15 protein-coding genes and 1 riboswitch are annotated in these 16,053 nt (G+C 68.4%); of the genes, 11 read left to right on the top strand and 4 right to left on the bottom strand.

Features of this window, described 5'->3' with window-relative positions; all coding sequences use genetic code 11:
- Positions 1–83 precede the first annotated feature (83 nt).
- The 5 genes from ACN28G_RS09780 to ACN28G_RS09760 all read left to right on the top strand — a co-directional run bounded on the left by ACN28G_RS09780 (position 84) and on the right by ACN28G_RS09760 (position 4,639).
- On the top strand, positions 84–518 hold the full coding sequence (locus tag ACN28G_RS09780; protein WP_091437590.1) for a hypothetical protein: 435 nt from the start codon (positions 84–86) through the stop codon (positions 516–518).
- A 1-nt stretch (position 519) separates the two neighbouring features.
- On the top strand, positions 520–969 hold the full coding sequence (locus ACN28G_RS09775) for a SitI3 family protein (protein ID WP_091437587.1): 450 nt from the start codon (positions 520–522) through the stop codon (positions 967–969).
- An 83-nt stretch (positions 970–1,052) separates the two neighbouring features.
- Positions 1,053–1,604 (top strand): PadR family transcriptional regulator, encoded by a 552-nt coding sequence (locus ACN28G_RS09770; protein ID WP_091437516.1) that lies wholly within the window; start codon positions 1,053–1,055, stop codon positions 1,602–1,604.
- Positions 1,605–1,631: 27 nt separating this feature from the next.
- Positions 1,632–2,360, top strand: coding sequence for an ABC transporter ATP-binding protein (locus tag ACN28G_RS09765; protein ID WP_091437512.1), 729 nt, complete (start codon positions 1,632–1,634; stop codon positions 2,358–2,360).
- A 2-nt stretch (positions 2,361–2,362) separates the two neighbouring features.
- Positions 2,363–4,639: an ABC transporter permease gene (locus ACN28G_RS09760; protein ID WP_308472692.1), complete on the top strand. Its 2,277-nt coding sequence runs from the start codon at positions 2,363–2,365 to the stop codon at positions 4,637–4,639.
- A 141-nt stretch (positions 4,640–4,780) separates the two neighbouring features.
- Here the strand turns inward: ACN28G_RS09760 and ACN28G_RS09755 are convergent, their stop codons facing one another.
- Together ACN28G_RS09755 and ACN28G_RS09750 are read right to left on the bottom strand one after the other, a co-directional pair.
- Positions 4,781–5,641: a helix-turn-helix domain-containing protein gene (locus ACN28G_RS09755; protein ID WP_421478944.1), complete on the bottom strand. Its 861-nt coding sequence runs from the start codon at positions 5,639–5,641 to the stop codon at positions 4,781–4,783.
- Between the two features lie 55 nt (positions 5,642–5,696).
- A complete protein-coding gene (locus ACN28G_RS09750) occupies positions 5,697–6,842 on the bottom strand; it encodes a helix-turn-helix domain-containing protein (RefSeq protein WP_421478360.1) in 1,146 nt (381 codons plus the stop codon).
- 146 nt (positions 6,843–6,988) lie between these two features.
- Here ACN28G_RS09750 and ACN28G_RS09745 point away from each other — a divergent pair, with 146 nt between their 5' ends.
- On the top strand, positions 6,989–7,189 hold the full coding sequence (locus tag ACN28G_RS09745) for a helix-turn-helix transcriptional regulator (RefSeq protein ID WP_373868428.1): 201 nt from the start codon (positions 6,989–6,991) through the stop codon (positions 7,187–7,189).
- Positions 7,190–7,259: 70 nt separating this feature from the next.
- Here ACN28G_RS09745 and ACN28G_RS09740 read toward each other — a convergent pair whose 3' ends face one another.
- Entirely contained in the window at positions 7,260–7,394 is a 135-nt protein-coding gene (locus ACN28G_RS09740) for a hypothetical protein (protein ID WP_268239763.1), read from the bottom strand.
- A 141-nt stretch (positions 7,395–7,535) separates the two neighbouring features.
- Here ACN28G_RS09740 and ACN28G_RS09735 point away from each other — a divergent pair, with 141 nt between their 5' ends.
- Together ACN28G_RS09735 and ACN28G_RS09730 are read left to right on the top strand one after the other, a co-directional pair.
- Positions 7,536–8,942, top strand: coding sequence for a Tat pathway signal protein (locus ACN28G_RS09735; protein WP_139135662.1), 1,407 nt, complete (start codon positions 7,536–7,538; stop codon positions 8,940–8,942).
- A gap of 224 nt (positions 8,943–9,166) precedes the next feature.
- The gene (locus ACN28G_RS09730; protein ID WP_091437492.1) at positions 9,167–10,165 is read left to right on the top strand and encodes a phosphotransferase; all 999 of its coding nucleotides are present in this window, start codon (positions 9,167–9,169) and stop codon (positions 10,163–10,165) included.
- A 147-nt stretch (positions 10,166–10,312) separates the two neighbouring features.
- On the opposite strand, the gene ACN28G_RS09725 is transcribed toward ACN28G_RS09730, so the two are convergent.
- Positions 10,313–10,951 (bottom strand): TetR/AcrR family transcriptional regulator, encoded by a 639-nt coding sequence (locus ACN28G_RS09725; RefSeq protein ID WP_175440531.1) that lies wholly within the window; start codon positions 10,949–10,951, stop codon positions 10,313–10,315.
- 161 nt (positions 10,952–11,112) lie between these two features.
- Positions 11,113–11,319, top strand: a riboswitch (cobalamin riboswitch).
- Between the two features lie 126 nt (positions 11,320–11,445).
- Between ACN28G_RS09725 and ACN28G_RS09720 the strand changes: the two genes are divergently transcribed.
- From ACN28G_RS09720 to ACN28G_RS09710, 3 genes are all read left to right on the top strand, one after another.
- Positions 11,446–13,923, top strand: a complete 2,478-nt coding sequence (locus ACN28G_RS09720) for a ribonucleoside-diphosphate reductase subunit alpha (protein WP_421478943.1) — start codon at positions 11,446–11,448, stop codon at positions 13,921–13,923.
- Between the two features lie 47 nt (positions 13,924–13,970).
- Positions 13,971–14,948 carry a ribonucleotide-diphosphate reductase subunit beta gene (locus tag ACN28G_RS09715; protein WP_229688635.1) on the top strand — a complete coding sequence of 326 codons (978 nt, stop codon included), beginning with the start codon at positions 13,971–13,973 and terminating at the stop codon, positions 14,946–14,948.
- Positions 14,949–15,160: 212 nt separating this feature from the next.
- Positions 15,161–15,970 (top strand): SAM-dependent methyltransferase, encoded by an 810-nt coding sequence (locus ACN28G_RS09710; RefSeq protein WP_091446401.1) that lies wholly within the window; start codon positions 15,161–15,163, stop codon positions 15,968–15,970.
- The last annotated feature ends 83 nt before the right edge of the window (positions 15,971–16,053 follow it).

Genomic DNA, 16,053 nt, shown 5'->3' with positions numbered 1-16,053 from the left:
CGAGTGACCCCGCGCCCCTAGCACCGTGGTCCAGGAGACCGACGGGCGTCCCTGGTGGTCGGCCCACCGGGCACCCGGCGGCCATCTCGCCCAGGGAGCAACCGGCCCAGCGGCGCTCCTACGAACTGGAGAACGAGTGCGCCGCTACGATCGCGCACAAGGGTTACCGGGTACATCAGCGCCCGGCCATCCAGGAGGTCGCCGAAGCCAGAGAGCGGACCGGGGACACCGGCAGACCGTCACGAAGGCCGGACTACCTGATCGAGGGTCATGTCTTCGACTGCTATTCACCCCAGCAGAAGACGTCGGTGCGATCGATCTGGACGGAAGTCAGCCACAAGGTGAGGAGCGAGCAGACCCAACGAGTGGTCATCAACCTCACCGACTGGCGGGGGGATATCGCGATGCTGAAGCGGCAGTTCGACTCCTGGCCCGTCAGCGGCCTCAAGGAGCTCGCGATCCTCGATCGAACCGGGCGCATCTCACAGTTCACTCAGCGACACCGACAGGAGCAGTGACATGTCCGTCGACTACCGTCTGACCCTCGGCGGGGACCTCACCCTCGATGAGGTAGCGAGCATCGCCGCGCCCGGGGCGACGGAGAGTTGGTCACCCGCTGGTAACCGGGTGCTGAGCGCCAGCCTGAACGACGAACACGGCTACGTCGTGAGCATCATCGAGACCGACGACGGCTATTACGAGGCCGAGAGCGATGACGGCGAGATGTGGCAGTGGGAGCCGGCAAGGAGTGTGGACGTCACCTTTCACATGGACAGCGAGGTGCTCGCCGAGAAAGGCCGACCGCACATGATCCGGACTGTCGGAAAGGTCCTCCGGAGCCGGCCGGAGGACGCCGCGCTGATCCTCAACGGCGGTTGGTTGATGTTGACTCGGATGAACGGCCAAGTGTTGTTGCACCACGACGCCGACTGGTACGACCCCGGCTACGAGGGTGTCCTACCGAACTGACGGTCACCGGCCGTCCGGCGTGACCCTCGTGAAGGACTGGGGCTAGTATCTCGGTTACTAGCTGAGTTTCTAGAGGAGGCGGGTTGAGCGTTCGACTCGCACTGCTGGGGTTGCTCCATGGACAGCCTTCGCACGGTTATCGGTTGAAGCACCGGTACGACACGTTGGTAGACCCGGATGCGGCGGTGGCTCCGGCGCAGATCTACGCGACGTTGGCCAGGTTGGAGCGGGATGGTCTGGTGCGTCAGGCGGGTGTCGATCAGGACAGTGGTCCGGCTCGCCGGATGTACGAGCTGACGTCGGTGGGGCGCGACGAGGTGGTCCGGTGGTTGACCACTCCGGTTGAGCCGGCGCCTCATCTGCAGACCCTGCTGTACACCAAGGTTGTGGTGACGGTCTTGACGGGTCGGAGCGTTGAGCCGCTTATCGATGCGCAGCGGGAGGCGCATCTGGCGCGGATGCGCGAGCTGACGGGTCTTCGTCGTAGTCGGGACAGGGCGACGTGTGTGCTGGCCGAGTACGCCTTGCAGCACTTGGAGGCCGACCTGCGATGGCTGGAGGTGGTGGCCTCACAGGGCGAGGAACTGGTCGAAGGCATCACCGAATCCGAAGAGCACTGCTCGTCGCCGGCCTGACCCTGGCACCGACGAAGGAAGAACGTCATGATCGATTCGAGGGCTCTGGAGGGCGTCATCGAGGACGCGGGGGCACCGTTGTTGCAGGCGTCCGGTGTCCGCAAGGCCTTCGGGAAGACCCGGGCACTGAAGCAGGCCGACGTCCAGATCCATGCCGGTGAGATCGTGGCGGTGATGGGGCCGAGTGGATCGGGAAAGTCGACCCTGCTGCACTGCTTGGCGGGCATCCTCGTGCCTGACGAGGGCGCGGTGGTGTATGACGGTCGCCGCGTCGATCGCCTCGACGAGGAGCAACGGAGCGCGCTGCGCCGTACGGACTTCGGTTTCGTCTTCCAGTTCGGGCAGCTGCTCGGCGAACTCACCGTGCTGGAGAACGTCGCCTTGCCGTTGTTGCTCAACGGCGTGAAGCGGGGTGAGGCCATGGCGCGGGCAGGACAGTGGCTGGAGACGTTCGGGCTGATCGAACTGGGTCGTCGTCGGCCGCACGAGGTGTCCGGCGGTCAGGCGCAACGCACGGCGATTGCGCGCGCGATGGCCACCTCACCGAAGGTGATCTTCGCTGACGAGCCCACCGGCTCCCTGGACTCGGCGGCGGGCCTGCTGGTCCTCGACAGCTTCACCTCGGTGGCGCAGTCCCACGGCGTGGCGATTGTGCTGGTCACCCATGAGTCGCGCGTCGCCGCGTATGCCACTCGTACCATCGTCGTGCGCGATGGTGTCGTGGCTACCCCGACGGCTGTGGAGCCGTCGAGGTGAGCATGTTCCGCCTTGCGTTCAAGCTGGGGCTTTCCGGGCGGGCGGCCTACGCGGTCCACACGATCACGACCTTCGCCGTCGGTGCGGGTAGCGCCCTTCTGTTGTTCGCCCTGTCCGTCGCGCCGGCGACGCAGGTGCGCTCCGATCGCACGAGCTGGATGTCGTCCGACCTCGTTGTCGGCTCGGTGCCGTTCGGTCAGGACGCGGCGACGACGGTCGGCACCAGCACCGACTACTACCGCACCTCGGCCATCGACGTGGTGATCGTCGCCGGAACATCAACGGGCTCACCGGTTCCACCCGGGATCCCGCGCCTTCCCCGCGAGGGTGAGGCGTACTTCTCACCGGCTCTGCACCGTCTGGTCTCCGCGCAGCCGCCGTTGACGGGGCGATACGGCAATTCGGTGGGAACCATCGGGGCGGAGGCACTGGCGGGGCCAGACCATCTCCTGGTGGTCAGGGGGGTGAGCCCACAGGCAGCGGCGGTGACCGGAACGACGGTCACCAGCTTCCCCAGGCACACCGCCGCGGCGGAACTCGACGGTGTTCTTCGAACGTTGTTGCTACTGGCGGGCGTCGCGGTGTTGGCACCCATCGCCCTGTTCGTCGCCATGGCGACCCGACTCACCTCGGCCAGCCGCGACGAGCGGTTGGCGCGCCTACGGCTGGCGGGTGCGGGCCCGCGAACGATCCGTCGGATGGCCGGCATCGAGTCCCTGATCCCCGGCGTAGGGGGCGTCGTCCTCGGGCTGATCTTCTTCGCGGCCCTCCGCCCTGTCGTAGCGCGACTGGACTACGACGGCCAACGCTGGTTCACCGACGACCTGTGGCCGGGTGTGTGGGGTGTCCTCACGGTGGTCGTCGCCGTGCCGATCGTGGCCGCGCTGGCATCACAGCTCACGCTACGAGCGGTCTCCCGCTCACCGCTGGCTTCCAGCGCCCGCGCCGTCGGGCGGCCCGTCCACCCGTGGCGGATCGTCCCACTGCTACTGGCCACGCCCACCCTGCTCTGGACGCTGCGGGAAACCGACGCGACCGGCACGCGATGGGCCATGCTCTCGTTCGCCGTCCTGCTCGCCAGTCTGATCCTGGCAGGCCCGTGGATCACTCAACAGATCGGCGTCACCCTGTCCCGCCGTGGCGGCCCCGTCGCCCTGCTGGCCGGTCGCCGGCTCGCGGCGGATCCGCGCTCCGGCTTCCGGGCACTCGGCGGCGTCATCCTTGCCGTGCTGGTCTGCACCTTGTTCGTGGCCTCGACCCCCGCCGCGGTCGCAAGCCTCCAGAGCACCACCACGATCGGCCAACGCGACGACACCGCACAGGCACTCGTCACCTCCGCCTCCACAGACAGAAGCCGGACCGTGCTCGACGACGTCCGCCGCATCGAGGGAATCGAGGCCGCGACGCTGGTCTACACAGGCCTGGCCTCGTCTGCCATCGGCGAACCGGCGAACGTGTGGATCGGTGACTGCGGCGAGATGCAGTCGGCGGCGCGTCTGACCGTCTCCTGCGCCGACGCACCGGCAGTGCTGGCGGACAACGTCACCACGACGGTGCTCACCGAAGGCACCCTCGACCTGTACAACCTCAGCCCCCGGCAGGTCAGACCGAGAGAGGCCATCATCGACCCTCAGGACGTCACCGCGCAGAAAGTGTCCGTGACGACCACAGCGTCGATGCCCGCCGAGGCCGGGGTCGACATGCCCCAAGTCCTTCTCGACAGCCGCACCCTGACGGCGCTGACCTCCCAGCTCCGACCCTCGAAACTGCTCTTCTCCTACCAGGACCCGACCGCACTGGAGCAGGCTCGCACGATCATCAACCAGGCCGTTCCAGCCAGCACCGTCACCATCCGCCAGAACTCCTTCGACGGCTACAACGAAGGAGTACGACGGTTCTACTGGTTGCTGGCCGTCGGCACCACGATCGTTTTCGTGATCTCGTCCCTGGGCATGGTGATCGCCATGGTCACGGGTCTCATCGAGCGGAGACTCCCCCTGTCCCTCCTCCGAGCCACCGGCGCTGCCGTCACGTCCCTGCGCGGAGCGATCCTCCTGGAGGCGATGGTCCCCCTGGTCGCACTGTCACTCCTGGCAGCGGTCGCCGGCGGCGTCTCCGGAACCGTGCTGGCCACCTCCAGCACCCAACCGGCACCCGTACCCTGGCTCGGCCTACTACTACCCGTAACCATAGGCATGGCGACAGCAACGGTGATCGTTCTCCTCGCCGCACGCCTGGTGGGCCGGTTCACCGACACCACCAGAACCCGCTTCGAGTAGCCATACATGTAGATGTTCTTGCTAGGTTACGGCGCCTCTTGCAGGTGGATAAGCGTGTTGGTTCCCTTTCGCGTAGTACAGGTTGGGGATCTGGTGGAGGCAGCAGATGGTCGCGGACTCGTCTGAGGAGTCGCGCGCCGACTATCGACCGTCGTCGAGATGGTGGCGGTGCTTGTCGATGAGGTGTGTCGAGGCTTCCGGGTCGAGGGCGCGTGTGGTGAGTTTCGTCCACACGCGCTCATAGGCGGCGATCTCCTCGGGGCGGTCGAGGTAGAGGGCACCGGTTAGGAGTTCGCGGTGGATCACCGGGGGGTCTGGTGTGGTGCGGTTGCCGGGGGCGAAGTCGAGGATCGTGAACGGCCCGGCGAGGGTGGCGGCGGTTGCCCCGGCGGTCAGGGGTAGGACCTGGAGGGTGACGGTGGGCAGTTCGGCCAGGGTGAGTAGGTGGGCCAGCTGTGCGGCCATGATGTCCGGTCCGCCGGCGGGGCGTAGCAGGACCGTTTCGGAGAGCACTGCGTGCAGTCGTGGTGGTGGGGGTAGCCGTCGGGTCAGCAGGTCGGTGCGTTGGCGGCGTACGTCGGGGTCGTCGGGCCGGTGGGGGTGGGCGGCCCGGGTGTAGGCCGCGGTCTGGAGGAGCCCGGGGATGAGGGATTCGTGGTAGGTGCGGATTCGGGCGGCGGTGGCTTCCAGGCTGGGGTACGGGGTGAAGGTGGCGGGGACGGGGTTGTCGTAGGCGTGCCACCAGCCGCGGGCTGTGGTTTCGGTGGCGAGGGTGGTCAGGTTGGTGGTCAGGTCGGGGTTGGCGGTGTAGAGGGTGGTGAGGGTGCGGACGTCGAGGGGGCGGACGGGGCGGAGGCCGGCTTCGAGTTGCCAGATCTTCTGCCGGCTGCAGCCGATCGCCTGGCTGGCGCCGTCGAGGGTCATTCGGGCTTCGGTGCGTAGCTCTCGCAGGATGTGTCCGAGGTGTCGTCGGGGCACGCTGGAGCCCAGGTCGGTGGTCACGTCGCGGTCTGTTCCTCTCGGGGTGGGGTGTCCGGCGTTCGCTGGGAGCGCGGGTTCATCGGGTGAGTCCGATGAGGGTGGCGAGGCGGGTCACGGCGGCTGTTGGTGGGCCGTTGCGGGTGATTTCGGTGATGAGGGTGCGGGCGTGGGGTCGGAGGCGGATCTCGGCGGGGGCGATGGTGTCGGCGTCGGTGAGGGTTTGTGCGGCGGTGGTGTGGTCGCCGGTGTGGTGGTAGGCGTGGGCGGCGTCGAGGAGGTGGGCGGCGCGGTGTTCGGCGGGGAGCCGGGGCCAGTCGTCGTGGCGTAGGGCTTGCTGGTGCAGGTGTACGGCGTGGGTGTGCTGGCCGAGGTGGTGGGCGGCGAGGGACCGGGCCAGTCGTACGGCGATGGGGTTGACGGTGGTGTGCTGCGGATCCTGCTCGGTGGGGTGCTGGTTGGCGAGGTGGGTGGCGTGGTCGAGTAGGTCGTGGGTGGTGTGGTTGTCGCCGGTGCGGGCGGCGGCGAGGGCGGCCTGGAGTAGGAGGGCTGCGCGTACCGGCGGGTTGGTGGTGGTGTCGGCGGCGGTGAGGGCGGCGGTGAGGGCGAGGCGGTCGCGGCCGAGGGCGCGTAGGGCCTGGACGACGGTGACGGTGGCGGTGCCGGTGAGGGTGGGGTCGGTCGCGGTGGCGGCGGCCCGGTCGGCGGCGAGCCAGGCGAGGTCGGCCTCGCCGAGTTTGATCAGCAGGTGGGCGGTGATCCGGTAGGTGGGTACGAGCAGGTTCGGGGTGCCGTGGGCGGCGTCGAGCAGGTCGGGCAGGGCGCGCAGGAGTGGGGCGTAGTGGGCGTGCTGGTAGGTCAGCCAGGCGTGCCCGATGTGCCGGCGTACCTGCTCCGGTGGGACGGTGCTGTGGGGTTGGTGGTGGTGGCGGACCAGGGCGGCGCGGACCCCGTCGACCCCGTCGGGGCCCGGTGCGGTCGTCGGTGGCGGCCGTCGGTTGCCGAGGAGGACCGCCGGGTCGAGGTGGAGGACCTCGGCGATCTCCTGGATGACGGAGTACCGGTCGAGGGCGCGGACACCACGTTCGACCTTGTCGACCCAGCTCTTGGACTTGCCGAGACGATCGGCCAGCATCTGCTGGGTCAGCCCGCGACGCACCCGCCAGCGGGCCAGCTGCCGCCCGATCGGCAGGTCACAGGCGTCGGACAGGCCCGGCCGGGTCACCGGTTCCGCTCCCCGAGGGCGGGTATGTCGCACACGACCGGCACCGTAGGGGTTGACATGACGACAACCATACCCGACATCCCCTCTGTGTGTAGTCATCTGATAGATAGGACATGTCAACCCAAACTGACCGTAGCGTGGACCGGGTGGTGTTCGAGCTGATGGGTGCGGCCGAGATCCAGGAGCGCCTCGGGATCTCTCGGCAGCGGACCTACATCCTGATCAACAGGAGAGACTTCCCTGCCCCCATCGCCACCCTCAAGATGGGCAGCGTCTGGCTGAAGGCAGACGTGGAACGGTGGATCGCCGAAAAGCGTCCGCACCTACTGGTGGATGACAGTGAATAAAGACTGCCCTGCCCGTCCCTGCTGATCCACCAGGAAGCCTGAGCGTCCCCGCCCCGTAGGCCCAACACGGTCACCGATCCCGCTCCTGCGGTGTCGGCACAACCTGGGTGTACTCCCCGCAGCGGGGACACCACCGCGCCTTCACCCGGAACGCGAGCAGCCCGAGCAGGAACCCCGGCACCAACCCACCGAACACGACGGACACGGCCACGGACACCACGAACCCCTTCACCCCCTGTATCACAGGCTTCACCTAAAGTGAACAGGGTCGCTGTGGTGACGGGTAGCCAGCCGACCCGGCGAGCACGTTGAACGCGTTGAACGCATCTCCCAGGAAGGTCAGCGGATGGCGCGGACGCCGAGGCAGCGCAACGAAAAGTTACTGGCAGCCATCAAAGAGTGCCGATGGTCGTACGATGCCTGCGCCGCAGCGGTCCGCGCGATCGCTCGCGAGAATCTCGACGCTCTGCCATCCTGTGACCGGTCACATGTCGGGCACTGGGTCGGTGGTGTCAAGCCCAGTGGCAGAACGTCCCGATACCTGGCCGAAGCAATCTCCCGCCGGCTCGGTTGGACGATGAATCCGGTCGATCTCGGACTCCTCGAAGGCGATAGTCTGGAGCCTGACCTTCGTGGCCTGAACTGGTGGGAGCATGCTCCGGCCATCGATCTCTTGACAGTCGGGAGGGCCGACTTGGAGCGACGGGAGTTCGGATTCAACGCCCTGTACTCGTTGGCAGCGCTCGCTGTCCCGCTCGACTCCTGGCAGGAGATCGCGGACCGAGGGCGCCGAGTACACGGAGGAGGTGCCGCCGTCGGGCGCAGTGAGATCGACGCCGTACGGGAGATGCTGGATGTGTTCAGCAAGGCCGACGAGCGGTTCGGAGGAGGACATGCCCGCCTCGCTGTCGTCCAGTACCTCACCTCGGACGTGGCTGGCTACCTGCAAGGACGCTTCTCCTCGCTCAACGACCGCAGGGACATGTTCAGCGTCGCAGCCGAAATGACCTATCTTGCCGGCTGGAAAGCCTTCGACTCATCCCTACATGGGTTGGCGCAGCGCTACTACGTCCAGGCGCTGCGGCTGGCCAACGAAGCCGACGACCGACCGCTCGGCGGCTTCACCCTGCGGGCGATGGCACATCAGGCCGTGGACCTTGGTCATGGACAGGAAGCCCTGAAACTCGCCAGGTCGGCGCTGGAATGGTCGAGGGGGCGTGCGACCCCGGCCGCGACCGCGCTCTTCACCGTTCTCACCGCTCGGGGCCATGCCGCGACGAGTGACCCGACCCGTACATCGGCTGCGCTTCTCGCGGCCGAGGCTCAACTTGCGGACGCTTCCGCCGACGACGAGCCGACCTGGATTCGGACCAGCGGATTCACCGAAGCATCCCTCGCCAGCCAAGCTGGCCAGGCGCTCCGTGATCTCGGCGACCTTCCGGGGGCCGAATCGCAACTCCGCCGATCGATCGTCACCCGCAACACCGGGGCGTACCGGCGTATCCACACCTTGACTCTGGCCAACCTCGCCGACGTCCAGTGCAGCCGAGGACGCCTACGTGAGGCCGCCGAGAACTGGAACCACGCGATGGACACGATGGAGGGTGTGAAGTCCGGCCGTGCCTCGGCCGCCGTGAAGAACATCCGAACCCGCCTGAGCAACTTTGGCCCCCGCCTCCCCGCCTTCGCCAAGCAGCTCGATCAACGGGCCGCAACCTACCTTCGTCAAGGGAACCCGCCAAAGCTTGGGTGACTGCGGCAGTCGCTGTCATGCCGATGACAGTGCGTCGAGGCTCAGGCGCGGGCGCCCCGCATCGCTTCCATAAACGCCGTGCGTACGAACCAGTGCTGCGGTGACGATCTCGGGCATGGGCGGGATTCTGGCACGGCCCTCATGGCCCTGACCGGCGGGTGACTCGGCAACGGATGGTCCTCTGACCGGATGATCGACGCAGGCGCTCCAGACAGGAACCGGGAATGGCCGCTGAACGAAAATTCGCCGACGCCGAGACTCTGACCCCGGTGATACGGGAGGTCTTCGGCACGGACCGTCTCATCACCGCCGTCGACCGCCTGGTCAACGGCACCAAGAAGGGCGTCTACCGCATCACGCTCGACGATGCCACAAGCGCGATCGCCTACGTATGGAACGCCGGCGAGGACTACTGGGACGGGCTGCTCCCGGACGGCCACGACGACCCGTCGAACCCGTTCGCCCACGCCTCCGGCATCGACTACTTCGAGGCTGCCACCCGTCGACTGGAAGCGGTCGGAGCCCGTTCGCCGCAGCTGTTGCTCGCCGACCGCAGCAAGGACCGGTACCCGGCCGACGTCGCCGTCACTGAGGACGTGCGCGGCGGAACGCTGGAATCGCTGCTGGAACGAGACCCGGACGCCGGCCGGCAAACACTCGCGCAACTCTCGGACATGCTTCGAGGCATGCACACCTACCAGGCACCGGCGTTCGGGCGCGTCGCATGGATCGACAGCGGAGGCGCACCGCCGGACACGACCTGCGAGCAGGCCTACCTGGAACGCGCGCTGGTGAACATCGCCACCGCCGTGCCCCGCGATGCCCGCGCGGCCGAAGCCGAGGCGATACTGGAGGAGAAACTCCGCACTCTGCACGCCGCACTCGACCCACGGGCGGAATACGGCGTGGTCCACGGCGAACTCTGCGCAGAACACACACTCGTCGGACCGGACGGGGAGCCCGTCATCATCGACATCGAAGGCCTGATGTACACCGACATCGAAGTAGAGCACTGCTGGATGCGGATGCGCTTCGGCCCGCACTACGCGGCGCTCGACAACCCGGACCTCGACCCGCAGCGGATCAAGTACTACCAGTACGTCATGCATCTGGACCTGGTCGGCGGCCCGCTGCGCATCGCCGAGGGCGACTTCCCGAACCGGAAGTGGATGCTCGACGTAGCGGACTTCCACCTACAGAAAGCGCTCACCTACAAGACATGACTCGACCGTGAAGCCGGATCGTGCCAAGCGTCATCAGACCCACCGACACCCCGCCGTCCGACGAGCATTGTCACCGGGACCGGCACGACATGGCGACGGAGTTAACCGACGCCGGTCAACCCGATTCAAGATCGAGCGCCCTCTCGCTCAGGCGTACAGGCCCTCCAGGACCATCGCGCTGAACTGGCGGGCCACCTCGTCGATGCTGAGTGGGCCGCCGACGTTGAGCCACTGGTACGCCCAGGCGCACATGCCGACCAGCCCGAAGGTGGCGATCCGGGGATCGACGTCGGCCCGGAACACGCCCCGGTCGACGCCGTCGGCGATCATCCCGGCGAAGGCGGACTCCACCAGCCCGCGCTTGCGGGTCACCTCGGCGAAGAGGTCACCGGTGAGGTAGCGCCGCTCCTGGTAGAAGATCGTCACGTGCGCGCGGTACTCGGCGACGCTGGTCAGGCTGAACCGGATCAGCTGGGCCACCCGTACCTTGGGGTCGTCGCTGTCGGCCTCGATCTGCTGGATCGCGGTGAGCTGCGCCTGGAGGTACTCCTCCTGGATGTGCCGCAGCAGGTCGTCCTTGCTGGCGAAGTGGTGGTAGAACGCGCCCTTGGTGAGCCGGGCCTGGTCGGCGATCTCCTGCACGGAGGTACGGTCGAAGCCACGCTGTTCGAAGAGCTCCAGCGCGCTGGCGATCAGCGACTTGCGGGTGTTCTCCGGGTCGTAGCCGTCCGGCCAGCGCTGTCGGCGCCGGTTCGACTCCGGCCGGGTGGACGTCGCTCGGGCCATTGGTGATCTCCCATCCGCGGTGCAGCCCCACAATGCTACCGTCCGGTCGGAAGGAATGGGGGGCGCGGAGCCGCCCGAGTACTCCGCGTCGCGCCGGTCACCCACCGCACACGACACGCCGACACAGCATGTGGTGTGGAAGTTCGGGACGGCGCCCATATATGGTGTCCCGCGGAGCTGGTTCGGCTGCCCATCCAGGGCGGCCGAGGCAAGAGGGAATCCGGTGCGAGACCGGAACTGCCCCGCAGCGGTGAGTGGGAACGACCGCCGTCAACGAGCACTGGGCCACCCGGCCTGGGAAGCGACGGCCAGTAGGCACGCGTGAGACGCCCACGAGTCCGAAGACCTGCCAGCACGCCGTCCGCGGCTCGCGGACGGCGGTCGACGGTCGCGTGGGACGACCGACGCCAGGAACGGACCTCGCGCGAGTTCGCGGTCCGGTGGCGTCCGCCCGCGCCTCCGGAGACCAGCGGAGACAGCGCGAGGGAGAGACCATGACGGTCGTGCAGGACAGGCCCGCACCCGGTGCGGACGCACCGGAGCAGCGCCGGCAGGTGATGCGGGTCAGCAAGCGCAACGGTGAGACCGAGCCGGTGGACGTCAACAAGATCGTCAAGGCGGTCGAGCGGTGGGTCGCCGGCCTGGACGAGGTGGACCCGCTGCGGGTGGCCACCAAGACCATCAGTGGTCTCTACGACGGGGCGACCACCGCCGAGCTGGACAAGCTGTCGATCCAGACGGCGGCGGAGCTGATCGGCGAGGAGCCGCAGTACTCCAGGCTGGCCGCCCGGCTGCTCGGCGCGTACGTGGACAAGGAGGTCCGGGGCCAGCAGGTGGCCAGTTTCAGCCAGTCCATCCGGTACGCCCACGGGCTGGGCCTGATCGGCGACGAGACGGCCGCCTTCGTGGCCGCCAACGCGCGCAAGCTGGACGACGCCGTGGACCCGGCCGGGGATCTGCGCTTCGAGTACTTCGGCCTGCGGACCGTCGCCGACCGGTACCTGCTGCGCCACCCGGAGACCCGGCAGGTGGTCGAGACGCCGCAGTACTGGCTGCTGCGGGTGGCCTGCGGGCTGTCCCAGACCCCGGTGGAGGCGATCGGGTTCTACCGGCTGATGTCGTCGCTCGCCTACCTGCCCAGCTCCCCGACGCTGTTCAACTCGGGCACCCGGCACACCCAGATGTCCTCGTGCTTCCTGGTCGACTCGCCGCGCGACGAGCTGGACTCGATCTACGAGCGCTACCACCAGGTGGCGAAGCTGTCGAAGTTCTCCGGCGGCATCGGCATCGCCTGGTCCCGGGTACGTGGCCGGGGGGCCCTGATCCGGGGCACCAACGGCAGGTCCAACGGGATCGTGCCGTTCCTCAAGACCCTCGACGCCGGGGTGGCGGCGGTCAACCAGGGCGGCCGGCGCAAGGGCGCGGCCTGCGTCTACCTGGAGCCGTGGCACCCCGACATCGAGGAGTTCCTGGAGCTGCGGGACAACACCGGCGAGGAGGCCCGGCGGACCCACAACCTGAACCTGGCCAACTGGATCCCGGACGAGTTCATGCGCCGGGTCGAGGCCGACGGCGACTGGTCGCTGATCGACCCCAGCGACGCCCCGGAGCTGCCCGACCTCTACGGCGAGCAGTTCGACGCCGCGTACCGGATCGCGGAGAAGAAGGCGGTCCGCACGGTCAAGGCCCGGGACCTGTACGGGCGGATGATGCGCACCCTGGCGCAGACCGGCAACGGGTGGATGACGTTCAAGGACCGCTCGAACCAGCTGTCCAACCAGACCGGCGTGGCCGGCAACTCGATCCACCTGTCCAACCTGTGCACCGAGATCCTGGAGGTCAACAACGACGCCGAGACGGCGGTGTGCAACCTGGGCTCGGTCAACCTGGGCGCGCATGTCGGCCCCGACGGCGTCGACTGGGAGCGGCTGCGCGCCACGGTGCGTACCGCGGTGGTGTTCCTGGACCGGGTGATCGACATCAACTACTACCCGGCCGCGCAGGCGGCGGCGTCGAACCCGCGTTGGCGGCCGGTCGGGCTCGGGCTGATGGGCCTGCAGGACGCCTTCTTCACCCTGCGGCTGCCGTTCGACTCGGACGAGGCGCGGCAGCTGTCCACCCGGGTGCAGGAGGAGATCCTGCTGACCGCCCTGGAGACCTCCGCCGGGCTCGCCGAACGCTTCGGCCCGCATCCCGCGTACGCCGAGACCCGCGCCGCCCGGGGTGAGCTGCACCCGGACCTCTGGGGTGCGGAGGTCACGCAGACCTCCCGGTGGGCGGCGCTGCGCGAGACGATCGGCCGGCACGGCCTGCGCAACTCGCTGCTGGTGGCGATCGCTCCGACCGCCACCATCGCCTCGATCGCCGGCTGTTACGAGTGCATCGAGCCGCAGGTGTCCAACCTGTTCAAGCGCGAGACGATGTCCGGCGAGTTCCTCCAGGTCAACGCGTACCTGGTGGGTGAGTTGAAGGCCCGCGGACTGTGGACGCCGGAGATCCGCGACCGGATCAAGCGGGCCGAGGGGTCGGTGCAGGGCATCGGGGAGCTGCCGGCCGACGTGCGGGAGGTGTTCCGCACGGCGTGGGAGTTGCCGCAGCGGGCGTTGATCGACCTGGCCGCCGCCCGGGCGCCCTACATCGACCAGTCGCAGTCGCTGAACCTGTTCCTGAGCGCGCCGACCATCGGCAAGCTCTCCTCGATGTACCTGTACGCCTGGAAGGCCGGGCTGAAGACCACGTACTACCTGCGCTCGCGGCCCGCGACGCGCATCCAGCAGGCCACCGTCACCGTCACGGCTGCCGACAGTCAGCCGCCGGTGGTCGCCGCGACGCCACTCGTCGCCGTCGGCGACGCCGCGACGCCACTCGTCGCCGTCGACGCCACCGCGATGCCGCTCGTCGCCGTGGGCGACGCCGACGAGGCGTTGGCCTGTGCCCTGGAGAACCCCGAGAGCTGTGAGGCCTGCCAGTGAACATCGACCCCACCACCCGTACCGGTCAACTGCTGCTCGACCCGGGCATGGACCTGACCCTGCGGCCGATGCGCTACCCGCACTTCTTCGACCGGTTCAAGGACGCCATCAAGAACACCTGGACCGTCGAAGAGGTCGACCTGCACTCCGACCTGGCCGACCTGGCCCGGCTCTCCCCCGCCGAACAGCACCTGGTGTCCCGGCTGGTCGCCTTCTTCGCCACCGGTGACACCATCGTCGCCAACAACCTGGTGCTCAACCTCTACCAGCACGTCAACTCCCCCGAGGGCCGGCTGTACCTGTCCCGGCAGCTGTTCGAGGAGGCCGTGCACGTCCAGTTCTACCTGAACCTGCTCGACACCTACGTGCCCGACGAGAAGGAGCGGTTCGCGGCCTTCGCCGCGATCGAGAACATCCCGTCGATCAAACGCAAGGCGGAGTTCTGCTTTCGCTGGATCGACTCCGTCTTCGAGCTGCGCGAGTTGCGGACCAAGGCCGACCGGCGGGCCTTCCTGCTCAACCTGATCTGCTTCGCCGCCTGCATCGAGGGGCTGTTCTTCTACGGCGCCTTCGCCTACGTGTACTTCCTGCGCTCCCGGGGCCTGCTCAACGGACTCGCCTCCGGCACCAACTGGGTGTTCCGCGACGAGTCCATGCACATGGAGTTCGCCTTCGAGGTGGTGCAGACGGTCCGCCGCGAGGAGCCCGACCTGTTCGACGACGACCTGGTCGAGCAGGTACGCCAGATGCTGGCCGAGGCCGTCGAGTGTGAGGTGCAGTTCGCCGAGGACCTGCTGGAGCAGGGCGTCTCCGGGCTCAGCCTGGCCGACATGCGGCAGTACCTGCAGCACGTCGCCGACCGGCGGCTGGCCCAGCTCGGCATCGCGCCGTACTACGGTTCGACGAACCCGTTCGCCTTCATGGAGCTGCAGGACGTCCAGGAGCTGTCGAACTTCTTCGAGCGCCGGGTGTCGGCGTACCAGGTAGGGGTGACCGGCAACGTCACCTTCGACGACGAGTTCTGAGCACGCTCCGGTGCTGAGCCCGACCGGACCGGCGGCGGTCCGGACCCGGGCGGTGGGTCACCCCGGTGGCCCACCGCCCGGCAGGGGACACCCGCCGGTTGCGGGGCAGCGCGCTACGCTGACCCGCCGCCACGGCGGCACCGCCGAAGGCAGACGGTCTACGCTGGCGCGGGTGGACCGATCCTGGTCCACCGTAGACACGAGGTGTGACCATGATGGACGGTACCGCCGTGAACGACGGGCAGCAGCGGCCCAAGATCGACGCTGACGTGCCCCAGACGGCGCGGATCTGGAACTACCTGCTCGGCGGCAAGGACAACTTCGCGGTCGACCGGGCCGTCGGCGACCAGATCATCTCGAGCCTGCCGCAGCTGGCGCAGAACGCCCGGCTCTCCCGGGCCTACCTCGCCCGGGCGGTGCGCTACCTGGCCGCCGAGGCCGGGGTCCGGCAGTTCCTCGACATCGGCACCGGCCTGCCCACCGCCGACAACACCCACGAGGTGGCCCAGTCGGTGGCCCCGGACGCCCGGATCGTCTACGTCGACAACGACCCGCTGGTCCTGGCCCACGCCCGCGCCCTGCTCGTCGGCACGCCCGAGGGTGCCACCGACTACGTCGACGCGGACCTGCGCGACCCCGACACCATCCTGCGGGCCGCCGCCCGCACGCTGGACCTGGACCAGCCGGTGGCGTTGATGCTGATGGGCATCCTCGGCCACGTCGAGTCCGACGACGAGGCCGCGTCGATCATCGGGCGGCTGATGGACCGGCTGCCCGCCGGCAGTTACCTGGCGATGTACGACGGCAGCGACACCAGCGAGGCGGTCACCGAGGCGGTGCGGATCTGGAACCTCTCCGCCAACCCCCGGTACCACCTGCGCAGTCCGCAGCGGATCGCCGGCCTCTTCGACGGCCTGGAGCTGGTCGCGCCGGGGGTGGTGTCGGTGGTCAGCTGGCGGCCCGACGGCGAGGTTCCCGCCGAGCAGATCGACCAGTACTGCGCGGTCGGCCGCAAACCGTGACCCGCGGGTAGCGGCAGGCGGGGGGCGCGAAACCCCGGGGTGACGACACGCCCGGTCGGCGGTTCGACCGGCCGGGTTCGGGG

The sequence above is a fragment of the Micromonospora sp. WMMA1923 genome (genome assembly GCF_049179195.1).
Lineage (GTDB): Bacteria > Actinomycetota > Actinomycetes > Mycobacteriales > Micromonosporaceae > Micromonospora > Micromonospora yangpuensis.
Note: the sequence above shows the minus strand (reverse complement) of the source record. Positions and strands in the feature narration are given on the sequence as shown.